Genomic DNA, 19,926 nt, shown 5'->3' with positions numbered 1-19,926 from the left:
TAATAGACTTACTCTTAAAATGTTAATTATAATCTCTATTTTTATGATAAATTTAGAGGTTATAATTTAAATAACAAATTATGGATATAAAAATAAACCAACCCTATATAATCATAAAAGAAGTAGAACTGTACAATCTACCTAATTTCATAGTTATTACAGGTGAGAATGGAACAGGAAAAACCCAATTTCTAACACACTTATATGAGTCTGTTAATCCTATGATGGGTATGCCTCATACAATGATTGATAGTGTGGGTAATGCTACTACTATATATAATGCAGAGATTATTTCAGAGAATAAAACTGCTACAAATATTATATATAGAATGATTGATACACCTTATGTAGATTTAGGGAATCACTATGATAAGAATTCACTTATTACCAAAGGACAAGATATTGCTTATAAATTGTTATTCTATATAAATCATATAAATTTATTTTCAGATCAAAATATAAATTTAGGCATGCTTAATAAGAGATATCTTGAGGTTATTGGTGTTAGAAAAAGTAATCAGGACTATGTAGACAAGAAGGTAACATTTCCTGCATTTAGTCAAAGTGATATTGATATAATAAAAAAAATTATAGATTTACACCCTAGCCCTGATTTATATTTAGTCCCTTATTATTATATTGCATACCAACCTATACCAAGTTCAACTTTGTTTTCAGCTAATCTAAAATTTTTATATATTCAATATTGGGCTAGAAAAAAAGCAAATTTGGAACTCAATGAAGCCCCATGGATAACTTTTAATAAAATAGCTCAAATAGCCCAATTTAGATACCACCTAGAAACTCCAGATATTGAAAGTGAGGGATTTAATTTTGAAATTAAACTAATAGATAGAGATTCTAACACCACCTTAAACGCAGATTTTTTATCTTCTGGTGAAAAGGTAATTTTTTCACTTATTTTGGCAATCTATTCATCTAATACAGGAGCTCAATTTCCAGATGTAATACTTTTTGATGAGCCTGATGCATATTTACATCCAACTATGAGTAAGCAAATGCTTGATGTTATACAAAATGTTTTGGTAAAAGAAAATAATATCAAAGTCATAATGACAACCCATAGTCCAACAACAGTGGCTTTAACTCCAGAGCTAAATTTGTATAGAATGCATAGAGAATTAGGATACATTATAAAATCATCAAAAAAGGAAGCTATAAAAACACTAACAAATGGATTAAATTCTATTAGTGTATATTATGAGAATATTAAACAAATATTTGTAGAAGCTCCAATTGATAAATTTTATTTGGAGAATATTTATACTATAATCCAAAATCAATTTGAAAATTATTTAACAAATGATATTATATTACAATTCATCACAGCAGGAAGTTCTGCAGAAGAAGATGGTTGTGATAAAGTGAAGAATATTGTTAACACATTAACAAAAGCTAAAAACACTACTACATTTGGAGTTATTGATTGGGATTTAAAAAATAATGGCAATGAAAGAATTCTAGTTTTAGGTAATAAAAATAGATATGCTGTTGATAATTATATTTTTGACCCTATAGCATTTGTAATGTTTATTTTATCAGAAAACAATGAGAAGGAAAAAGTAGGGTTCAATGAAGAAGATACTATTATAAACTTCTATAATAAATCTCAACATGATATACAAACGATAGTGAATAATGTAATATCAAAATTAGAAGATAATTATCCAAACAAAAATGAAAATTTGGAAATTGTAAAATATGAAGTAATTAATGGTATGGAGTTCTACCTTCCCAAATGGTTTACTATAATCAGAGGACATGATTTAGAAAAGTTATATATACAAACTTTTTCATTCTTGAATAAACATAAGAATTTAAGTATTCAAATGTTTGATAAAAGCTATAGGCTATATCCAAGTTTTATTCATAAAGATATTTTAGAAACATTACAAGAGCTTCAAAGATTAGATAATTAACCCCTCACTTACATCCTAATAATACCCAAGACCTAAGTGAGCATGATGCAGTCTCAGGTACATTAAAAATAAAATGGCTAAAACAATAAGCATACTAGACAGCCTCAAAAAATATGAGGCTGCAAAAGAAGAAGAAGAAGAAAAAATAATTCCTAAAGAGATAATAGAAAATCAAGTCAAGGATTTATTTTCAGAAGCAGTCTTAGATACTCTGGCAGGAGCTAATCCAGAAGAAACAATCACTACCATTCACAAAGGTTATTTTATGATTTGGGGTTCATCTCAAGGTTTCACAGATGAATACAGACTATCTAATTTTATCCAAAAGTTGCCTCATGGAATTGTAGACAAAAAAGCTACAGGAGTAGGTGCAACAACCTTAGAACTCAAATCACCCAGACATTCAATAATAGTAGTACCTACAAAGAAACTAGCCTATAGCAAATTTAAATGGGCTGAAAATAATCTGAACCCTAAAAAAGTACTATATGTTGGCACTTCCATAGGAGAATTTACAGACAGGGTAAGTAAAGATGAAATCATTAATTATTTGGAGCAAAATACTACTCAGCCTCTAAAGTTTTTAGTGGTAGCAGACAGCTTAGATTATTTGATGAATATACTAGGGGAAGAAGCCTATAAACATTGCTTCCTAATGGTAGATGAAATAGATCTTCTCCAAGCAGACAGTAACTACAGACCTAATTTAGAAACAGTAATAGATAACTATTTTAAGTTTGATGTAAAGAACAGGTGTATTGTAACTGCTACAATGGGGGAATTCTCCAATCCTCTATTCCAGAATGAATGCAGATTTGAAATAGAAGAATTATCCCACAAGAAAAGAGAGATAAGGCTCATACATATCAATCAGTCTAACAGCATCAATCATGCAGTCACAGAGTTGATAAAAAAATATCCAGAAGATAAGATATTGATAGCCTATAATACAGTCTCACAGGTAAAGAATATTATATCTATGATAGATGAATCTACACAGAAGGAATGTGCTATCATGTGCAGTGAATCAAGCAGGAAAGATGCAGGAACTTATTATTACCCATTGAAAGATGATTCTACATTACCTAAGAGAATCAATTTTATGACTTGCAGCTATTTTTCTGGAATAGATATCAATGATACTTACCACCTTATCACTGTTTCTAATGTAAAATATGCACATCAAATGCTTACTACAAAGAAGATAACTCAAATCTATGGTAGATGCAGAATTAAAGATGGCATATTGAGTGATACTATAATCTATAACACTACAGACTATGAGCCTAAGTTTAAAAGGACTACAGCTAAATATAGAAATACATTGATTAAAAAGGCTAATAAAGTCTTAGATTTGATAAATGCAGCCCATATTATACAGGGAGAAGATAAGGATTTAATAGATTTATTCAATGTAATGAAACTTGCCATATTGGACAAAGCCCTTGAAACCCCATTCAGAGGTCAGCCAATTCCACTTATAAGACCTACTATAAATGAAGGAAAATATGATATAGCCTACCTTAATATTGATTTTCTGACAGAAAGAGAACAACTATTCAATGAACTGTATATTAATCAAGAGAAACTATATAAAGCCTTAGTTTCAGAAGGACATCAGGTAACACAGATAGAATATGAAAACAATAGGACTGATGAAGAAAAATCAGCAGAACAGAGAATAGAGAACCATTTCACAGATAGCAGAAATGAATTAATAGATTCATTACAGACTGCTTTAGTTGCAGACTTGAAAGAGAAAGTAGAAAAGCTGCCTACAGGTGTTCTAAATAAGTATGTTGCAGAGAAACTAAGAACCTGCACCAAAGAAGAGAAGCCTATCCTTGAAAGATTTATAGATTTGAACGAATATGTAGAATCTGATAAACTATTAGACTACCTCTATGAAATAAGGCATATGAATATTAAAGCTTACAAGGGGCTTATCAATGCTATTATGTTCTGGTGTCTGGCAGAAGACCACCCTCTAAGAATAAGTATGAGAGAAGCCTTTGAAACAGGAAAAGGATATACACCAGAAGAAATACATGAGAAGATAGAACCAATAGTCAAATATCATTTCCACAAGACTATAAAACCAAGAACTTCTATCAGCCTATTTAAGGCTTATTTTGAAACATCCAGACCAAGGAACAGCTATGTAGCCATAAAAGAAAATCCTCTGAATTTTGGAGAGAGAAAGATCTCTATAGGCAAGGTAGAGAATAATTTGCTTAGATATTTTATAATATAGTAAATCTCACTTAATTTGTATATTTAATAAAAAGTAAATGAGATTTTGAATTATTTCCTAACATAATGGATGAGAGATGGGGTGGTTATATAGGATTGTTAGAAATATTATAGAGAAGTTTAGGAAGAATGGAGACTCTCATGTAGTTTTATACATAAAGAGAGCTTATTCTGGATATTTTGCCCTTATACCAGATAACTTGGATATTGACAATCATTTAAGAAACTACCCTCTTGTTGATTATAGTGCATTTGAATTGAATGGAGACAAAATTTTAAGCTCAAAAGGACTTAAATTTGACAAGGATAAACTAATGTATCTTATTGGTCTGATTAGTGCTATACCAGCGAAGAATAAAGACTCTATTACAAAAGATGGATTTATACCTCTTAATTCAACCTATCTTCAAAAATTCTTTAAAGATTATAAAGACTATTTAGATTATTTGATTGATACAGGAATTATTATCTCAGATGGTTATTACATTCCAGAAGAAAAATCCATTGGTTATAAATTCTCAGAAATATATGAGAATACAGATTTAGTTAGATATTCATATAGAAGATTTGAAAATAGTATTGAACCTATTGAGGAATCAGTTTATAATGAAGATACAGGAGATTTTGAAAGAAATCAATTATTAGATTGTTCATATTTATCCCATTGGTATAATGAAAGAAAACTGAGAATTGATTACCAAAAGGCTAAAGAATATGGTAGAATATTAAAAAACAAAAAATTAGAAGAAGGTGAAGAAGCTTGGGATATAAATAGAGACTCTGGAGAGAAGAAAAATCCAATAAGCCAATATAATGCCTTGATTTATAATGCTGAAGCAGTACAGACTCATGATTATAAAGCTAAGATTGACTCAAATATTCATAGATTACATTCTGTATTAACCAACATACAAAAAGATTATAGGAACTTTATAACCTATGATGGACAACCCTTAGTCTCAATAGATATAAAGAACAGCCAACCCTACTTAGTTAGTGCATTGACAAACCCTAATTTCTGGTCAAACACAGATCCCAATTTAAAATTCAGTCAAATACCCAATAATATTCAAGGGTTATTCAATACCCCTACAACATCCAACACAACCCCCATATCCATTATGTTAGGAAATTTCTTTGACAATCTAAGTCCTTCTGATTTTGATGAATACAAAAGGATTGTTTCATCTGGAGAGATGTATGAAACTGTGCAAAGGTGGATTTTAGAAGAAAAGGAAATTGATATATCCAGAGAAGATGCTAAAACAACTATGTTTACATTAATTTTCTCCAGTAACAGGGATAATCCTAATGATGAAAACCATTGGTTAAAAGTTTATTACAGAGAAAAATTCCCTTCTATTGCAGAATTATTTAAAATAATAAAAAGACAATATAAAGGTGTTGATAGGAAAAAACAGCATGCAAGATTAGCTTGCCTTCTCCAATCAATAGAAAGTGAGATTGTATTGCATAGATGCTGCAAAAGGATATGGGAAGAAGGGGAGCAACAAGTGCCTATATTTACTATCCATGATTCAATAGTAACCACTAAAGGAAATGAAGATTTTGTAAAAAGGATAATGGAGGAAGAGCTAACCAGAGCAATTGGAGTCCCTCCCACATTACAGGTTGAAGAATGGAGAGAAAATAAATTAAAACACCAAGACATATTAATACAGATAAATAGCTAAAAGCATGAATAATAAAGAAAGACTTTTTGAATTAGTTCGTAAAGAAGATGTTGTATTATGGATTGGTGCAGGCTTTTCTAAATATGCAGGTTATCCTATGGGAGGAGAACTTGCTCAAATAATATATTCAAATTGCACAAAAGAAGAAAAAGAAGTTATTGGAGGTAATAAAGCACTCCAAGATATTGCTAATGATTTTGTAAATATAAGAAATGGTTCTAGGAATCAATTATTTGAGCTATTAAAAGAAAATATAATCTATAATAAACCTACATCTACAGAATATCATGATTTACTTTCTCAAATACCTCATATAAAAACTATTATAACAACAAATTATGATACTCTTTTAGAGGATGCTTATAAAGAAAGGGGACAAAAAATAGTTATTGATTCAGATGTTCCTTATATAAAAGAGGATAAAACTTCAATAGTAAAGATTCATGGGGATTTTACTAAATCAGATAAGATAGTTATAACCAAAGATGACTATACTAACTTCTATAATATTGATTATAATACCCCTATTTGGCATTTAATAAAAGAAAGGATTGTAACAAAGACAGTTGTGTTTATTGGCTATGGAATGGAAGATTCTAATATTTCAGCAATCTTTAATAAAGTCAGTGATACTCTAGGCAGCAATAAAAAAGAAATGTTTTTTATTGCCCCTAATCTCCCATCTCTCAAACAAAATGAATTAGTAAGGAAAGGTATTTGTTATGTAAATTCTACAGGAGAAGAGTTTGTTAGTGGACTTATAGAGAATATAAATAACAATTTACTATTTGATGTTGAAAGAAAATATGTGTCGCTAGATACAGCCAATAAATATACAGTTCTCAATTCAGGGATGTATGTAGGTGTTAAACCTGTAGCAGGAGGTAATATTATTGAATCTTTAAAACCAATAACAGGAAAAGCTTTAAATCAAATTTTCAAATTTAATCTTAATGATAAAAACTTTTCTGAAAAGATAATGAACTCCTCTATCACTGATGAAATTGTAATTCCAGCTGAGTTAATAATGAATCCTCAAATGGTCATAAATGGAATTAAACATCCTTTATCTGACAGACTCAAAGAAATAACACTACTTCCTATACCAGAAAAAACTTTCATTAACTTTTATTTTAATGATACAGATGAATTCACAGATATACCTGTTGACTTTTATAAAGGAAAAGGAGAGTTGAAACTTAAATGTAGATTAAAAGCAGGAATATTGACTGTATTAATAACCTTAGATACTGAAAAAGATGAAATGAAAGTCTCAATAACTTCAGAGCATAAAGATAATGGCAAATTAGGTAGAATTAATGATGAAATACTATTCTACAAACTCACATTAAAACTATTTGAAGGGAATAAGATGAAACTAGTTACAGGTAACAATTTCAGTATATCTTTAGACATTCCTCAAATGGAATTTGATAAAGCTATTATTAGAAGGCTTGAATATCTAGAGAGATTAAAAATAATAGAAAAACATTATTCTGTTATTTTTGACAATCTAGTTAAAATAACTACAGCAGATTATAAAAATGTAGATTTAATCTATAAAAATATTGTTCATAACAATATATTGGACAATTCAGAAGATGGCACAATCTCAATAGAGACTTATAATAGGTCAGGAAGAAAAGATTACAAAAAAGATATTTTAAAGAAAGATAGCTTTGAGGCTGTTAATGATAAAAAGCAAATAGCAAATCTACATGGGCATAAATTAGACATAGGCTATCAATACATAAAAATAGAAGAACCTATATATCTTAATAAAGAAAGATATATTTCTGGAAAAGACAAAAGATTACATGTTTCATGTAAAGCTAATAAATGTATTGTCTGTTTTATTGAGAGCATTGAATAATCTCAGGAAGTAATTAAATAGATAAAATTTAGCTTCACTAACTCCTTTATAATTAGTATAATATTAACTATTCTTACTCTTTGAGAAATTGAAAGAAAATTTTTTATTATTTTTTTTCAAAAAGTTCTGTATATCCACAAGCACTAGATAACCAAACTACACCCCCTCCATCTTTTGCAGTGAGGGGATAGTCCCCCTGCACAACAACAACAATAATATTTGAAATTATGAATGGACTAACATTTTTAGAAAGTTGGAGTGTGAGCCAATTTAAGCAAAACCACCATGTAGAAAAGATTGAGATTAAGAAAAATGAGGCTACAGGAAAATGCTTCTTTGTCTATGGATTTGAAACAGGGGCAGTCTCTAAGAAAGCAGATATAAGAGAATTGACCAACCCTGTAATATCACAAGTATGTGTTTCTGAGACAGGAGAAATGTTCTACCTTCTGCATCAGAAAGGAGAGAGCAAAGCTATAACCTTAGCAGTATTATAATAAACAGATACAGGGAAGATTAAAGTCTTCCCTTTTTATTTTAAAGTATATTTTGCTCACTTAGATATATAAATAATATAGAAACAAAGTGAGCATATTAATCATTAATAAAAAATTTACTCCATATGGAAACAATGCAATTAGCTACAGTAAAAAGCAATCATAGAGATGTAATGATTTCACAATTCCTCCCTAATCAAGATATAATAGAAATTACAGATATCTGTGACTGCAATCCAAGCCCTTTTATAGAAGCCAATACCAAAGAAGCAAGTTTACATCATTTAAAGCATGAATGTATTGTACCTGTCTTTTCTAAGGATAATGAGGTTACTATCAGCCATACTAATTTTATAGAAACAGTTTGGGATGCAGCAAGTAGTTTCTTTCCAAATGAAACTATCTTACAGCCAGATATAAGAGTCTCTCATGTAGTCAAAGGGAGAATTCCAGAAGCTATAAATAAACCTGTCAGTCAGCTTTTAGAGAGTGATAAGACTATTTATTATGAAAGGATGGCTTTCTGCTTTGAAGTGCCTACAATCTATCAGGATATAGAAGGGAACAGGCTTAATCTTTCCATTGGTGGAGTAAGAGCCTTAAACCATGAAAACCTCTATTCTAAAAAGAGTGTAGAGAAGTTTAAGATATTTATAGGTTTTAAGAATCTTGTTTGCACAAATCTATGTGTATCTACTGATGGGTATAAATCAGAATTAAGAGTTATGAGTTTGGAAGAATTATTCAAACATTCATTAATCTTATTTCAGCAATATAACCCAAACAGGCATTTGCAACTTATGTCTTCTTTTCAGAATTCTTACTTAACAGAGCATCAGTTTGCACAGTTAATAGGTAAAAGTAAACTGTATCAATGCTTACCTAATACACAAAAGAAGTTATTACCTAGTATGGAATTTGGAGATACTCATATCAATGCAGTAGCCAAAGCCTATTACAATGATAAGAATTTCAGAATAGAAGAGGGTGCAGATGCTATTAATCTCTGGAAAGTCTATAATCTGTTTACAGGAGCAAACAAGAATAGTTATATTGACAATCTATTAGATAGATCTTTAAATGCAACTGAACTCTTGGAAGGGCTTAATAGGGCTTTGCATGGAGATAAGGAGTATAGATGGTTTATTGAGTGAATAATATTTCTTTTAATGTTTATCTTTTATAGATATTATTTTAAGTATAGTATATATATTTGTATTTATTGAGATTTAACAATTTATATTATGGAAGGATTTGAGTCGTATAACAAGTTTAAAAAGGATATAAAAGATTCAAAACAAATTTACGACATAACCTATCATCTTTATCAGTTAGAGAAAAAAAGATTAAAGCAAGAATTAAAGCAGGATAAATTAAAACCTACATGGAAAACTACAGTTGGGACAATTGAACATAGTCCAACAGCTTTATATGAAAGATTAGAGCATTTATATCCATTCAAATTAAGGCAATTAATATTGATCTCTAGCATAACTTCCTTGGAAGTCTACCTCACAGATGTAATCTTAGAAATATTCAAGAGGGATATATCTCCATTTAAGGTTTCTGATACTATTACTTTTCAAAGAAACTATCTTTTAAGCATGAGTAGTGTAAATAAAATTCAAAATGACATTATATCTAAAGATTTTAGGAATCTAACCAGTGGAGGGTTAAAGGAGATTGAGAAATACTATAAGAAGTTATTTGAAATAGATATTCGAAATATAGGAATCAATTTTCAAGATATTGAAGAGATTCATACAAGAAGACATCTATTTGTACATAGAAATGGTATAACTGATTTAGAATATGTTAAAAGATTTCCTGCTTTTGGTTATAAAGTATCTCAGCAAATAAAAATAGAACATAATTATCTTATTTTATCATTAAACAAGCTTCTGGAATTTGGTAGACTAATCAATAAAGAACTATCAAATAAATATCCTGATGCAAATAGAAATAAAAGGTATTATTCAGGCAGTAATAAATTTAGGAAAGACCTAAAGAACTTAATGATTGATATAAGTATTCTTGAAGATAAGTTTGATATTATTGATTATTTGGATAATTTAGAAGTAGATGGTATAAAGTTTGCAGATTATATTGTACAAATAACAGTATTAGATAATTCATGTAATCTCTTCATCTCAGGGAGGAATGATGCAATATCAAAATTTTTTAATCCAATAATAGAACATGGGAAAATGTTGATAAATAAAACAATAGAAATAAAGGATAGTATTTAATACTATTCTTTAGACATTTTAAAGCCTCACTTACATCTATATATAAATGGAAACCTAAGTGAGAAAAGGTATTTAAAGTAAAGAGAGATAATTTTTGATTGCAGCTATAGCACATTAAGATATTTATCTCTTTTTTTATTATTGTTGTATTAGCCTCATTCAGTAATGGATGGGGCTTTTAATTATTAATTTATGGGAACACTTTTACAAATAATAGGTCACATTGTCATAGGGTATATTATTATGTATATAATATGCTATGAGGATAGACCTACCAGAAAGAAGAAATAGTAAACAGAGAAAGTATTATTTAATGAATTTATTATTACCCTAACTCACAGCCACACCTATAAATGAATTGGAAGGACTTAAATCAAAAAGTAGTTGAATATTTGATGTATATCTGTTTAAATCTTGTATTTTTGCAGTATACTAAGAATTAAATAATTGCGAATGAATATATAAGTTTAACTAAGACATATTTTTAGAAAGAAGTATTTGCTTTTTGCTTGTGTTATCCTAAAATTACCACTTTTTAATTAACCACAGCAGTAATAAGTGAATGCTACATCCTCTAATAGGGTGTGGCTCCTTGTTATGTGGTTGGGGTGTGTGGTAATACCTTGGATACTAATAAGTGATAGTCACACCTTCTTTTTGTAGGTATGGCTACTAAAAAGAAAAAGTATGAAATTAAATTTTTCAATCTTAATCAGTATAATATTAATTACAAGTTGTGTAGAGAAGCAACATTCTAACAAAGAAGATATTAATACTGTTCCTATAGAAGCAAGAAAATGCATAATCACAACACACTATACCCCAATACAGCATGAAGGAAAATGGATTTGTGGAGAAGAATATAGTAGAAGTGAAAACCTTTCAGATACAATATATTATGATGAAAATAATAATAAACTTCTGAGAATTTTAAAAGGTAGATATGCTATCAATAAGTATATTTATCATTCTCCCAAAGAAAAACTTTTGGAGAAAATATATTCTTTACAAAGGGAAAATATAGATTCTGCATTATATATAAGAAATGCTGAAAATAAACTAATTGAGCTAGTTGTAAGTGGAGATATTTTTGCAGAGTATTTAGAATCAAAGAGCTATCACTATAATAACAAAGGTGAAAGAAGTGAGATAATGCAAGGTGATACAAAAACTACTATAGAGCAATCCCCATCTAAGGATGGCTTAACAATAAAAACATTCAGAAAATTTAAAAAGAAAGCAGATTCTTCCAATGAATTAATTGAAAAGGGTACTGAAATCTTTAATCCAGAAGGTCAACTACTACGAATTATAAATGAGTATTATAAATATGGAAGGGTGGACAAAGAAGAAGACTTCTCCTTTACTTATGATGAGAAAAATAGGAGAATCAAAGAGGAAATGAAAGGTCAAACTGCTGCAATGCATTTTCAAGTACCAAATAATTTGTCTCCAGAAGAACAAGAAGAATATATTAGGGAGAACTATTATGAAAACATAGAATATACTCCAATAGCCTATATTAAAGAATGGAAATATAATAGTCATGGAGATTTGGAATCTTATATTTATAAGACTTTGGACAATGATTCAGGACGAATAAAAATAAATCCAAATTTCAGTGAAAGATATGAATTTGTATATAACAAAGAAGGAGAATGGGTTGAAAAGTATTCATATATGATATACAAATCAAACATATTAAGTAGAGAAAAAGAATCAGAAGAAAATAATGAACCTTACTTAATCTCAATAAGAGAAATAATTGATTTATAATTACAATTCTCCATTTTAATGAAATAGTAAGTAGTCTTTAATGAAATGTTAAATATTACTTACTATTTTTGTGTAGATATTATCACTGTTTATTATAAATCTTATACTATGGCTTTGGCTTTTGAACAAATTCTTCTGATTGTATTATTAGTTGGTATTATACTAATTTTTCTGACAAGATTATTTCCTGACAAAAAGAAAGATAGGTCTACAGAAACAAAAAAGGCAAATGGAGATTACAAACCTATTACTATTGAAATTGAAAAAACTCCAATCAAATCAGAAGAAACAACTACTAATGAAATTATAATAGAAGATGACATTGTAGATTCAGAACCTTCTGGAAAGATTGAGAATGAATTGCTAACAAGTGAATCAAACTCTATTACAGAAGAATTTAAAACAGGAAAAACATCTGAATCTGATGCAGAAGTAATAATAGATAATTCTCCTATAGAACCAGAAACTATTATTAAATCTGAAAGTAATAATTACAATAGTGACATAAAAAAAATCTCATTAGAAGGTCATAATCTTAGAAATATACAAGAAAGAGATTACTACCTATTCTATCATAAAGATACAGATTCATACTACCATAATAAAGAATATCTTTTAACCCCTGTCAGAGATATAATAGGAGGCTTCTTCCCTTTTAATTTAGAAGAAAAAGCAAGAAAGAAAGCTATTCAAGAAAATTGTAGTATACAGGAAATAAAAGATAAATGGAAACATGATAGTAGTCTGGGAAAAGAACTAGGAAGACACCTACATATGCAAATTGAAAATTATTTTCAAAACAAAAAAGTTGAAATGAAATATTCTTTTAGTTTCAATAGTCCTAATAAAAAAGTATCTGATTTAGAATATGACATATCTAAAGAGTTTTCAATTTTTAAAAATCTGGTAGAAAAAGAAATAAAACCTAATATTTATAAAACAGATTGGCTTATATATAGCCCTGAACATGAAGTTATAGGTTCAGTTGATTTAATATTTAAAGATGCTGATGGCTCTTATACTATGTGTGATTGGATTAGATCAAATAAATTATTTGATGAAGAAAGAAATGTAATTCCAGTTAGAGAATATGGAGTGGGATTACATGGCATGAATAAGACACCTAGTAGTGAATATCACAAAGCCTGCTTAAAGCAAAATATTCACAGGTTTATTTTGGAAAAATATTACAATCTAAAAATTGGAAAGATGGCACTTTTAATTTTGCATCCTGACTTCTCAAAATATTATAATTTAGCAGTCTTAGATATGCAAAAAGAAGCTGAATATATGCTACAAAATAAACACCTAGTTGTACAAGAAAATTAATAGAATATTAACCCTAAGACACCAAATGACTACAAAAGTGTATACAAATCTATAAACCTACTATTCAAGCATAAAGAAATCACCCTGTAAAAGACTATTATACAGTTAGATATATTTTTAATAAAATTCAGATTGTTATGCTTTCCAGGCGTGCCTCTTCAACCACTCGAGCACCTCTCCTTTTTGGTTGCGAATGCAAAGATAGAATTTATTTTATAAGCTGAACAACTTTATCGCATTTTCTGTCGTTATTTCTCCTGCTTCCTGCGGAGTAGTATTATATATCTCTGCAAGTTTTTCAACAACCTTTAAAGTATATGATGATTCATTACGTTTACCTCTGTATGGAACAGGAGCCAGATAAGGTGCATCTGTTTCTATGATAATCTGTGAGAGGTCTGTTAATTTAAGAACAGTGGGCAGAGTAGAATTCTTGAATGTAACAACTCCGTTTATTCCTAACAGAAAGTTATTTAGGTTGAGGATTGCCTTTAATTCCTCTTCTGTACCTCCAAAACTATGAAATACTCCCTTAAGGCTGCTTGTTCCAACGTTCTCGATGCATTCGACACATTCGGATATTGCATCTCTGGAATGTATTGCAACAGGAAGATTATATTCGATGCTCCACTTTAACTGCTCTTCAAACACAGCTTTCTGTTCTTGCTTGAAGGTCTTGTCCCAATATAAATCCAACCCGATCTCGCCAATTGCAATGTATTTATGTCTGGCGAGATGATCTTTTGTTATATTTAATTGTTCTTGCCAGTCTTCACCAACACTTGTCGGATGCAAGCCCATCATAGGGATGCAATATTCCGGATATTTCTCAGAGACATGATGTAAACGATCAATAGACTCTACGTCAATATTGGGCATTAGTATCTTTTTAACTCCTGCCTGTTTCGCCCTGCTGATTACGTCATCAAGATCAGTGTCAAATTCCTGGGAGTATATATGAGAGTGTGTATCAATTATTTTCACTTTCCAGTTTTTCTTTTTCTTCTTTACGTAGATAATATACTACTCCATATTCTTTACACCGTTCGATACGATCGTTACCAGTTAGGTTAGCAAAGGCTGATTCTATCTGGTTCCATACGACAATCAGCATTTCGTCTATATCCTTACGCTGTTCGCTCAACGTGTCTAGTTGGCGGGTAGTCGTATTCTGATATGTTCTCTGGGCAAAATAAGCATCCTTGAACAAGGAGAATGTTACATTCACACGCGCTATTGTCGGATTGTATATCGGTGCGCCTCCACCTTGTGACAGGCGGGTTTGCTCCCCTTTTATTATTTTTTCGCCCCAAAAGAGGATAGAATCGTTGCTACTCAGATCCGGGACAGTAAAGTTATCCGGGTCGAGACCATACAGATGTTTCGTCTCTTTCTTTATTTCACCGCGTATAACGCTAAAGTTGAAGACCTGTATGAAATGGGAAATATACAATCTGGCATTTTTCACCAGTCTTTGGAATTTCCGGTTTGCAGCAGCCTGGGTTTCCAGGCTTTCTTTGTAGCTCCTTTGCGCATTTTCGAAATTGCGCAACTTTATCTCCAAATTACGGATATTGAGGTGTATAACACCTTCGCCAAAAAGCGAATTGTTTTTCTCTATCGCTGTTTTCAAGGCTTTTATCCGCGCATTATCTGTGTTTGGTAGTCGTCGGTATGGCATAAGTTATGGGCGGTTTTATTAAGAAATCCTCACCGTTAGGTTTTCTGCGAGTTTATATAGTTCAAGTTTCTTTTCTTGTTGTATGCCGACTTTGTCTAAGCAGATTATTGCTTTCTTATAATATTCATTAATAAGAGATTCCGATTTTTGTTTCAATTCCAGTTTGTTATAAATACCGGTCACTGCTTTTATCTTCTCAGTTTCGTTAAAATCGACCTTGTTGATCCATGCCATAAGTTCTTCTTTTGTACTGTTGTCGCTCAGGGCATTTATAAGTAGGTAGGTTTTTTTATTGCATAAGATATCGCCGCCTATTCTTTTCCCGAAGCTCTTACTGTCACCGTATACGTCAAGCAGATCGTCTTTAAGCTGGAACCCGAGGCCTACATTTATTCCGAAATCGTAGAGATTATTTGCGTCATAATCAGATGCGCCTGCTACTATTGCCCCCTCTTTAAGAGCACAGGCTAATAATACGGCAGTTTTCTGGCGAATCATTTCGATATACTCGGGGATAGTAACATCTGTACGTTTTTCGAATTCCATATCCAGTTGCTGTCCACAACATATTTCTGTAGCCGTATTGGAAAAGAGCTCCAGCACTTCCGGCAAAAACTGCGATTCTACCTTTGCGATCTCTTTATATGCTTCTATAAGCATGGCATCGCCCGATAAGACAGCAGTATTATCATCCCATTTAATATGTACGGTTGGCTTACCCCTACGCATATCGGCTCTGTCCATTAAATCGTCGTGTAGCAGAGTGAAGTTATGGAAAATTTCTATGGCCAGGGCTATTGGAATAACACGTTCGACATCATTCTTATATAAGTTGTAGGACATCAGGGCCAATGCCGGACGCACACGCTTTCCTCCGAGGGAAAGGATATATGTTATCGGTTCAAAAAGTGTTTCAGGATTATGCTTATATTCTATCTTGTCGATATTGGAATTCACTATTTCCAGAACTTTGTCGAAACTGTACACCGGATTCATATTATTATATTTTATTTGTTAAAATAACATTAGGTTTTGCGAATGTTTAGTCAAAGTTCTGTAAAGGTAGTCTATTCGCACCAAAAAACAAAATATTCTAAAAAATATCAATTTAATTTGATTTTATTCCTAATTTTATGGTTTTGAAAGCAGGAGGTAAATCATATAAGAATTCTTATAATTTTCCGGATACCAAATCTAATATAAAACGAAAATAGTGATAAATCAAATTCCTAAAAGATAACCTATTATGAAAAAATCATTTATTGCGGCGCTGGCTGCAACCTTTATTCTTGCAAGTTGTAATGAAAAAGCATCAGTTGGGAAATTAACAGAGTCTGGGTTGGATAAGAAAAACTTTGAGACAGAAGTTAACGGAAAGAAAACTGACCTGTATGTATTAAAAAATACCGGCGGTATGGAAGTTTGTGTTACGAACTTTGGTGCACGTATCGTTTCGGTGATGGTTCCAGATAAAGACGGAAACTTTAAGGATGTTGTGTTAGGTTTTGACTCGGTACAAGACTATATTACTACCAAAGGCAATAACTACGGCGCATTTATTGGCCGTTATGGGAACCGCATAGGCTTTGGTAAATTCGAAATTGATAGTGTGATGTATAGTCTTCCGACTAATAATTTCGGGCATACACTGCATGGCGGCGACAATGGCTTCCACACAGTGGTGCTGGATGCCAATCAGATAGATGATAAAACATTAGAATTAACCTACTTGTCGAAAGACGGAGAAGCGGGCTTCCCTGGAAACCTTACTTGTAAAGTAACTTATGTTCTTGGAGATGACAATACACTACATCTGAAATATGAAGCAGAAACAGATAAGCCGACTGTGGTTAACCTTACAAATCATTCATATTTCAATCTCGATGGAGATCCTAACCAGAAGAATTCTGATTGGTTATTATTTATCAATGCCGACCAGTATACTCCGGTAGATTCTACTTTCATGACAACCGGAGAGATACTTACAGTAGAAGGTACCGATATGGATTTCCGTACACCGACTCCTGTTGGCAAAAGAATCGATAATTTCGAATTCGATCAGTTGAAGAATGGTAAGGGCTATGACCATAACTATGTGTTAAATACAGGAGGAGACCTGACAAAAGTTGCTGCAACACTGGAATCTCCGAAAACAGGTATTATGATGGATGTTTATACAACAGAACCCGGAATTCAGTTCTATGCCGGAAACTTTATGGATGGTTCACATTCAGGAAAGAAAGGTATAGTATACGGGCATCGTACAGCAGTTTGTCTCGAAACTCAGAAGTATCCCGATACACCAAATAAAAAAGACTGGCCTTCGGCTACTCTTCGCCCGGGTGAAAAATATGAGAGTGAAACAATTTATAAATTCTCTGTAAAGAAATAAGTTGTCAAAGAAATAATTTTACTTTATCATTTTTAATAACGGAAGGATCTCTTTAAAAAGGAGATCCTTCGTTCTTTTCGTGCTACAAATTTTAAAGAGAGATATTGTAAAATTAATTTCTATAATATTTTGTGCTTTTAAATTAGTAAATTAGTCTTTTCAGAATTAATTCAGAATTTTTCTGTTATTTAGCAAAGATTAAGATGCATGCATTATGAAGATATTGATAATAGAGGATGAACCTTCTTTGCAGGAATTGATCAGACAAGCGTTAGAAAAGGAGCGCTATGTGGTAGAGTGCGCATCAGACTATAATTCTGCCATACAAAAGCTCGAAGATTATAATTACGATTGTATTTTGCTTGATATCATGCTTCCCGATGGTAACGGATTATCCCTTTTGGATGAATTAAAGAATATGCATAAACGGGATAGCGTAATTATAATTTCGGCAAAGGATTCGCTGGAAGATAAAGTTGCAGGATTGGAACTGGGGGCAGATGATTATCTTGCAAAGCCATTTCATTTGGCCGAGCTCATTGCCCGGATTAAGAGTGTTATACGCCGTAAGCAAAATGACGGGGAAATTTTTATCGAGTTAGGAAATATGAAGATATTCCCTGACGATTTCAAGGTAACGGTTCTCAACAAAGAGCTCGATCTCAATCGTAAAGAATATGACATATTGCTATATTTCGTTAATCGTTGTGGCAGGCTTATCAACAAAAATACTTTAGCGGAATCCGTCTGGGGTGACCATATCGATCAGGTTGATAATTTTGATTTTATTTATGCTCAAATTAAAAATCTGAGAAAGAAACTCAAAGAATCGGGAGCTGATGTGGAAATAAAAGCTGTGTATGGTATAGGATATAAGATGGTAACCGAATAGACGTATATGAAATTAATTTATCGCATTATTATTCGTCTTTCAATTATTCTTAGCATTGTGCTGACATTATGGGCCGGTTTTTTCTATATTACCATAATGGATGAGATAAATGATGAAATAGACGATTCACTGGAAGATTACTCCGAGCAAATTATTGTTCGTTTTCTGGCTGGGGAAGAACTGCCGTCAGAAAGCAGCAACACCAACAATCAATACTATTTATCGGAGATAACACCCGAATATGCGCTAAGTAAGCCTCATGTCAGCTATATCGATTCTATGGTTTATATCCCGCAAAAACGGGAAACCGAGCCTGCGCGCATCCTCTCTACCATATACAAGGATGAAAATGAAAAATATTATGAGCTTGTAGTCTTTACTCCTACTATCGAGAAAAAAGATTTGAAAGAAGCGATCCTCTACTGGATCATTTTTCTTTATTTAGGGCTTCTTCTTGTAATTATTCTCGTTAACGTATGGGTATATCAACGAAGCAATCGTCCGCTGTATAAGTTGTTGGCATGGATGGACAATTATAATATAGGTGGTAAAAACACTCCATTGGAAAATGAAACCGATATAACCGAATATAGAAAACTAAATGAAACTGTTGTCCGAAATATGCAGCGGGCAGAAGAGGTTTTTGAGGAACAAAAACAATTTATAGGAAATGCTTCGCACGAAATGCAAACCCCTTTAGCTGTCTGTTGCAACCGTTTGGAAAATTTGATGGAAGATGAGATCCTTTCAGAAAGCCAGCTTGAAGAATTAGCTAAAGTCCAGCAGACTTTGGAATATATTACGAAACTAAATAAATCGCTATTACTCCTTTCTAAAATTGATAACAGGCAGTTTACAGAGAAACATAATATCAAATTAAATTCTCTGATCAATAAATTCATACAGGATTATATGGAAGTATATTCTCATATGAATATTCATATGGAAATAAAAGAAACAGGAGTTTTTAATATATGCATGAATGAAACATTAGCAAGTATCCTTATTAATAATCTCATAAAGAACTGTTATGTACATAATATTCCTGACGGACATATATATATAGAAGTATTCCCTTCTAAAATAGTTTTCAAAAACACAGGACAGGATTTCCCACTGAATGCAAAACTTATTTTTGAAAGATTCTATCAGGGGAATAAAAAAGAAGGTTCTACCGGATTAGGCCTGGCATTAGTAAAATCAATCTGTGATATGGAAAAGCTTCATCTGGATTATTCTTTCGAGGACAATTTGCATTGTTTCGAAATTTGTATTTAAAAAAACGGTTTAAATCCCATTATTTCATAAACTTTTCAGATTTCACATTCATCTTTGTTTCATATAATATAA

The 19,926-nt window shown here is 31.5% G+C and carries 15 protein-coding genes; 12 read left to right on the top strand and 3 right to left on the bottom strand.

The window, feature by feature from the left end; translation table 11 throughout:
* Nucleotides 1-80 precede the first annotated feature (80 nt).
* The 9 genes from GGR21_RS11795 (at nucleotide 81) to GGR21_RS11755 (ending at nucleotide 13,611) form a co-directional block, all read left to right on the top strand.
* Entirely contained in the window at nucleotides 81-1,940 is a 1,860-nt protein-coding gene (locus tag GGR21_RS11795; protein WP_183307433.1) for an AAA family ATPase, read from the top strand.
* 73 nt (nucleotides 1,941-2,013) lie between these two features.
* The gene (locus GGR21_RS11790; RefSeq protein WP_183307432.1) at nucleotides 2,014-4,194 is read left to right on the top strand and encodes a hypothetical protein; all 2,181 of its coding nucleotides are present in this window, start codon (nucleotides 2,014-2,016) and stop codon (nucleotides 4,192-4,194) included.
* A 76-nt stretch (nucleotides 4,195-4,270) separates the two neighbouring features.
* Nucleotides 4,271-5,887 (top strand): hypothetical protein, encoded by a 1,617-nt coding sequence (locus tag GGR21_RS11785; protein ID WP_183307431.1) that lies wholly within the window; start codon nucleotides 4,271-4,273, stop codon nucleotides 5,885-5,887.
* A 4-nt stretch (nucleotides 5,888-5,891) separates the two neighbouring features.
* Nucleotides 5,892-7,760: an SIR2 family NAD-dependent protein deacylase gene (locus GGR21_RS11780; RefSeq protein ID WP_183307430.1), complete on the top strand. Its 1,869-nt coding sequence runs from the start codon at nucleotides 5,892-5,894 to the stop codon at nucleotides 7,758-7,760.
* Between the two features lie 227 nt (nucleotides 7,761-7,987).
* A complete protein-coding gene (locus GGR21_RS11775; RefSeq protein WP_183307429.1) occupies nucleotides 7,988-8,257 on the top strand; it encodes a hypothetical protein in 270 nt (89 codons plus the stop codon).
* Nucleotides 8,258-8,382: 125 nt separating this feature from the next.
* Nucleotides 8,383-9,411 carry a DUF3871 family protein gene (locus GGR21_RS11770; RefSeq protein ID WP_183307428.1) on the top strand — a complete coding sequence of 343 codons (1,029 nt, stop codon included), beginning with the start codon at nucleotides 8,383-8,385 and terminating at the stop codon, nucleotides 9,409-9,411.
* A gap of 90 nt (nucleotides 9,412-9,501) precedes the next feature.
* Nucleotides 9,502-10,506, top strand: coding sequence for a hypothetical protein (locus GGR21_RS11765; RefSeq protein ID WP_183307427.1), 1,005 nt, complete (start codon nucleotides 9,502-9,504; stop codon nucleotides 10,504-10,506).
* Between the two features lie 687 nt (nucleotides 10,507-11,193).
* Nucleotides 11,194-12,282 (top strand): hypothetical protein, encoded by a 1,089-nt coding sequence (locus tag GGR21_RS11760; RefSeq protein ID WP_183307426.1) that lies wholly within the window; start codon nucleotides 11,194-11,196, stop codon nucleotides 12,280-12,282.
* Between the two features lie 108 nt (nucleotides 12,283-12,390).
* Nucleotides 12,391-13,611 (top strand): hypothetical protein, encoded by a 1,221-nt coding sequence (locus GGR21_RS11755; protein WP_183307425.1) that lies wholly within the window; start codon nucleotides 12,391-12,393, stop codon nucleotides 13,609-13,611.
* 213 nt (nucleotides 13,612-13,824) lie between these two features.
* Here GGR21_RS11755 and GGR21_RS11750 read toward each other — a convergent pair whose 3' ends face one another.
* The 3 genes from GGR21_RS11750 to GGR21_RS11740 are packed head-to-tail and all read right to left on the bottom strand — an operon-like array spanning nucleotide 13,825 to nucleotide 16,279.
* Nucleotides 13,825-14,595 carry a TatD family hydrolase gene (locus GGR21_RS11750; RefSeq protein ID WP_183307424.1) on the bottom strand — a complete coding sequence of 257 codons (771 nt, stop codon included), beginning with the start codon at nucleotides 14,593-14,595 and terminating at the stop codon, nucleotides 13,825-13,827.
* The gene (locus tag GGR21_RS11745) at nucleotides 14,582-15,292 is read right to left on the bottom strand and encodes a hypothetical protein (RefSeq protein ID WP_183307423.1); all 711 of its coding nucleotides are present in this window, start codon (nucleotides 15,290-15,292) and stop codon (nucleotides 14,582-14,584) included. Before GGR21_RS11745 ends, GGR21_RS11750 begins: the two co-directional genes overlap by 14 nt.
* A gap of 18 nt (nucleotides 15,293-15,310) precedes the next feature.
* Nucleotides 15,311-16,279 carry a polyprenyl synthetase family protein gene (locus GGR21_RS11740; RefSeq protein ID WP_183307623.1) on the bottom strand — a complete coding sequence of 323 codons (969 nt, stop codon included), beginning with the start codon at nucleotides 16,277-16,279 and terminating at the stop codon, nucleotides 15,311-15,313.
* A gap of 259 nt (nucleotides 16,280-16,538) precedes the next feature.
* On the opposite strand from GGR21_RS11740, the gene GGR21_RS11735 reads away from it, so the two are divergent.
* The 3 genes from GGR21_RS11735 (at nucleotide 16,539) to GGR21_RS11725 (ending at nucleotide 19,854) form a co-directional block, all read left to right on the top strand.
* Nucleotides 16,539-17,684, top strand: a complete 1,146-nt coding sequence (locus GGR21_RS11735) for an aldose epimerase family protein (protein ID WP_183307422.1) — start codon at nucleotides 16,539-16,541, stop codon at nucleotides 17,682-17,684.
* A 214-nt stretch (nucleotides 17,685-17,898) separates the two neighbouring features.
* Nucleotides 17,899-18,576, top strand: a complete 678-nt coding sequence (locus tag GGR21_RS11730; RefSeq protein ID WP_183307421.1) for a response regulator transcription factor — start codon at nucleotides 17,899-17,901, stop codon at nucleotides 18,574-18,576.
* Between the two features lie 6 nt (nucleotides 18,577-18,582).
* Nucleotides 18,583-19,854 carry a sensor histidine kinase gene (locus GGR21_RS11725; protein WP_183307420.1) on the top strand — a complete coding sequence of 424 codons (1,272 nt, stop codon included), beginning with the start codon at nucleotides 18,583-18,585 and terminating at the stop codon, nucleotides 19,852-19,854.
* The last annotated feature ends 72 nt before the right edge of the window (nucleotides 19,855-19,926 follow it).

The organism is Dysgonomonas hofstadii, from assembly GCF_014196915.1.
GTDB lineage: Bacteria > Bacteroidota > Bacteroidia > Bacteroidales > Dysgonomonadaceae > Dysgonomonas > Dysgonomonas hofstadii.
Note: the sequence above shows the minus strand (reverse complement) of the source record. Positions and strands in the feature narration are given on the sequence as shown.

What these genes read in the sequence shown, in the direction of transcription:
- GGR21_RS11795 (WP_183307433.1), top strand. Translation starts at nt 81, where the DNA reads ATGGATATAAAAATAAACCAACCCTATATAATCATAAAAGAAGTAGAA.
- GGR21_RS11790 (WP_183307432.1), top strand. Translation starts at nt 2,014, where the DNA reads ATGGCTAAAACAATAAGCATACTAGACAGCCTCAAAAAATATGAGGCT.
- GGR21_RS11785 (WP_183307431.1), top strand. Translation starts at nt 4,271, where the DNA reads ATGGGGTGGTTATATAGGATTGTTAGAAATATTATAGAGAAGTTTAGG.
- GGR21_RS11780 (WP_183307430.1), top strand. Translation starts at nt 5,892, where the DNA reads ATGAATAATAAAGAAAGACTTTTTGAATTAGTTCGTAAAGAAGATGTT.
- GGR21_RS11775 (WP_183307429.1), top strand. Translation starts at nt 7,988, where the DNA reads ATGAATGGACTAACATTTTTAGAAAGTTGGAGTGTGAGCCAATTTAAG.
- GGR21_RS11770 (WP_183307428.1), top strand. Translation starts at nt 8,383, where the DNA reads ATGGAAACAATGCAATTAGCTACAGTAAAAAGCAATCATAGAGATGTA.
- GGR21_RS11765 (WP_183307427.1), top strand. Translation starts at nt 9,502, where the DNA reads ATGGAAGGATTTGAGTCGTATAACAAGTTTAAAAAGGATATAAAAGAT.
- GGR21_RS11760 (WP_183307426.1), top strand. Translation starts at nt 11,194, where the DNA reads ATGAAATTAAATTTTTCAATCTTAATCAGTATAATATTAATTACAAGT.
- GGR21_RS11755 (WP_183307425.1), top strand. Translation starts at nt 12,391, where the DNA reads ATGGCTTTGGCTTTTGAACAAATTCTTCTGATTGTATTATTAGTTGGT.
- GGR21_RS11745 (WP_183307423.1), bottom strand. Translation starts at nt 15,292, where the DNA reads ATGCCATACCGACGACTACCAAACACAGATAATGCGCGGATAAAAGCC.
- GGR21_RS11735 (WP_183307422.1), top strand. Translation starts at nt 16,539, where the DNA reads ATGAAAAAATCATTTATTGCGGCGCTGGCTGCAACCTTTATTCTTGCA.
- GGR21_RS11730 (WP_183307421.1), top strand. Translation starts at nt 17,899, where the DNA reads ATGAAGATATTGATAATAGAGGATGAACCTTCTTTGCAGGAATTGATC.
- GGR21_RS11725 (WP_183307420.1), top strand. Translation starts at nt 18,583, where the DNA reads ATGAAATTAATTTATCGCATTATTATTCGTCTTTCAATTATTCTTAGC.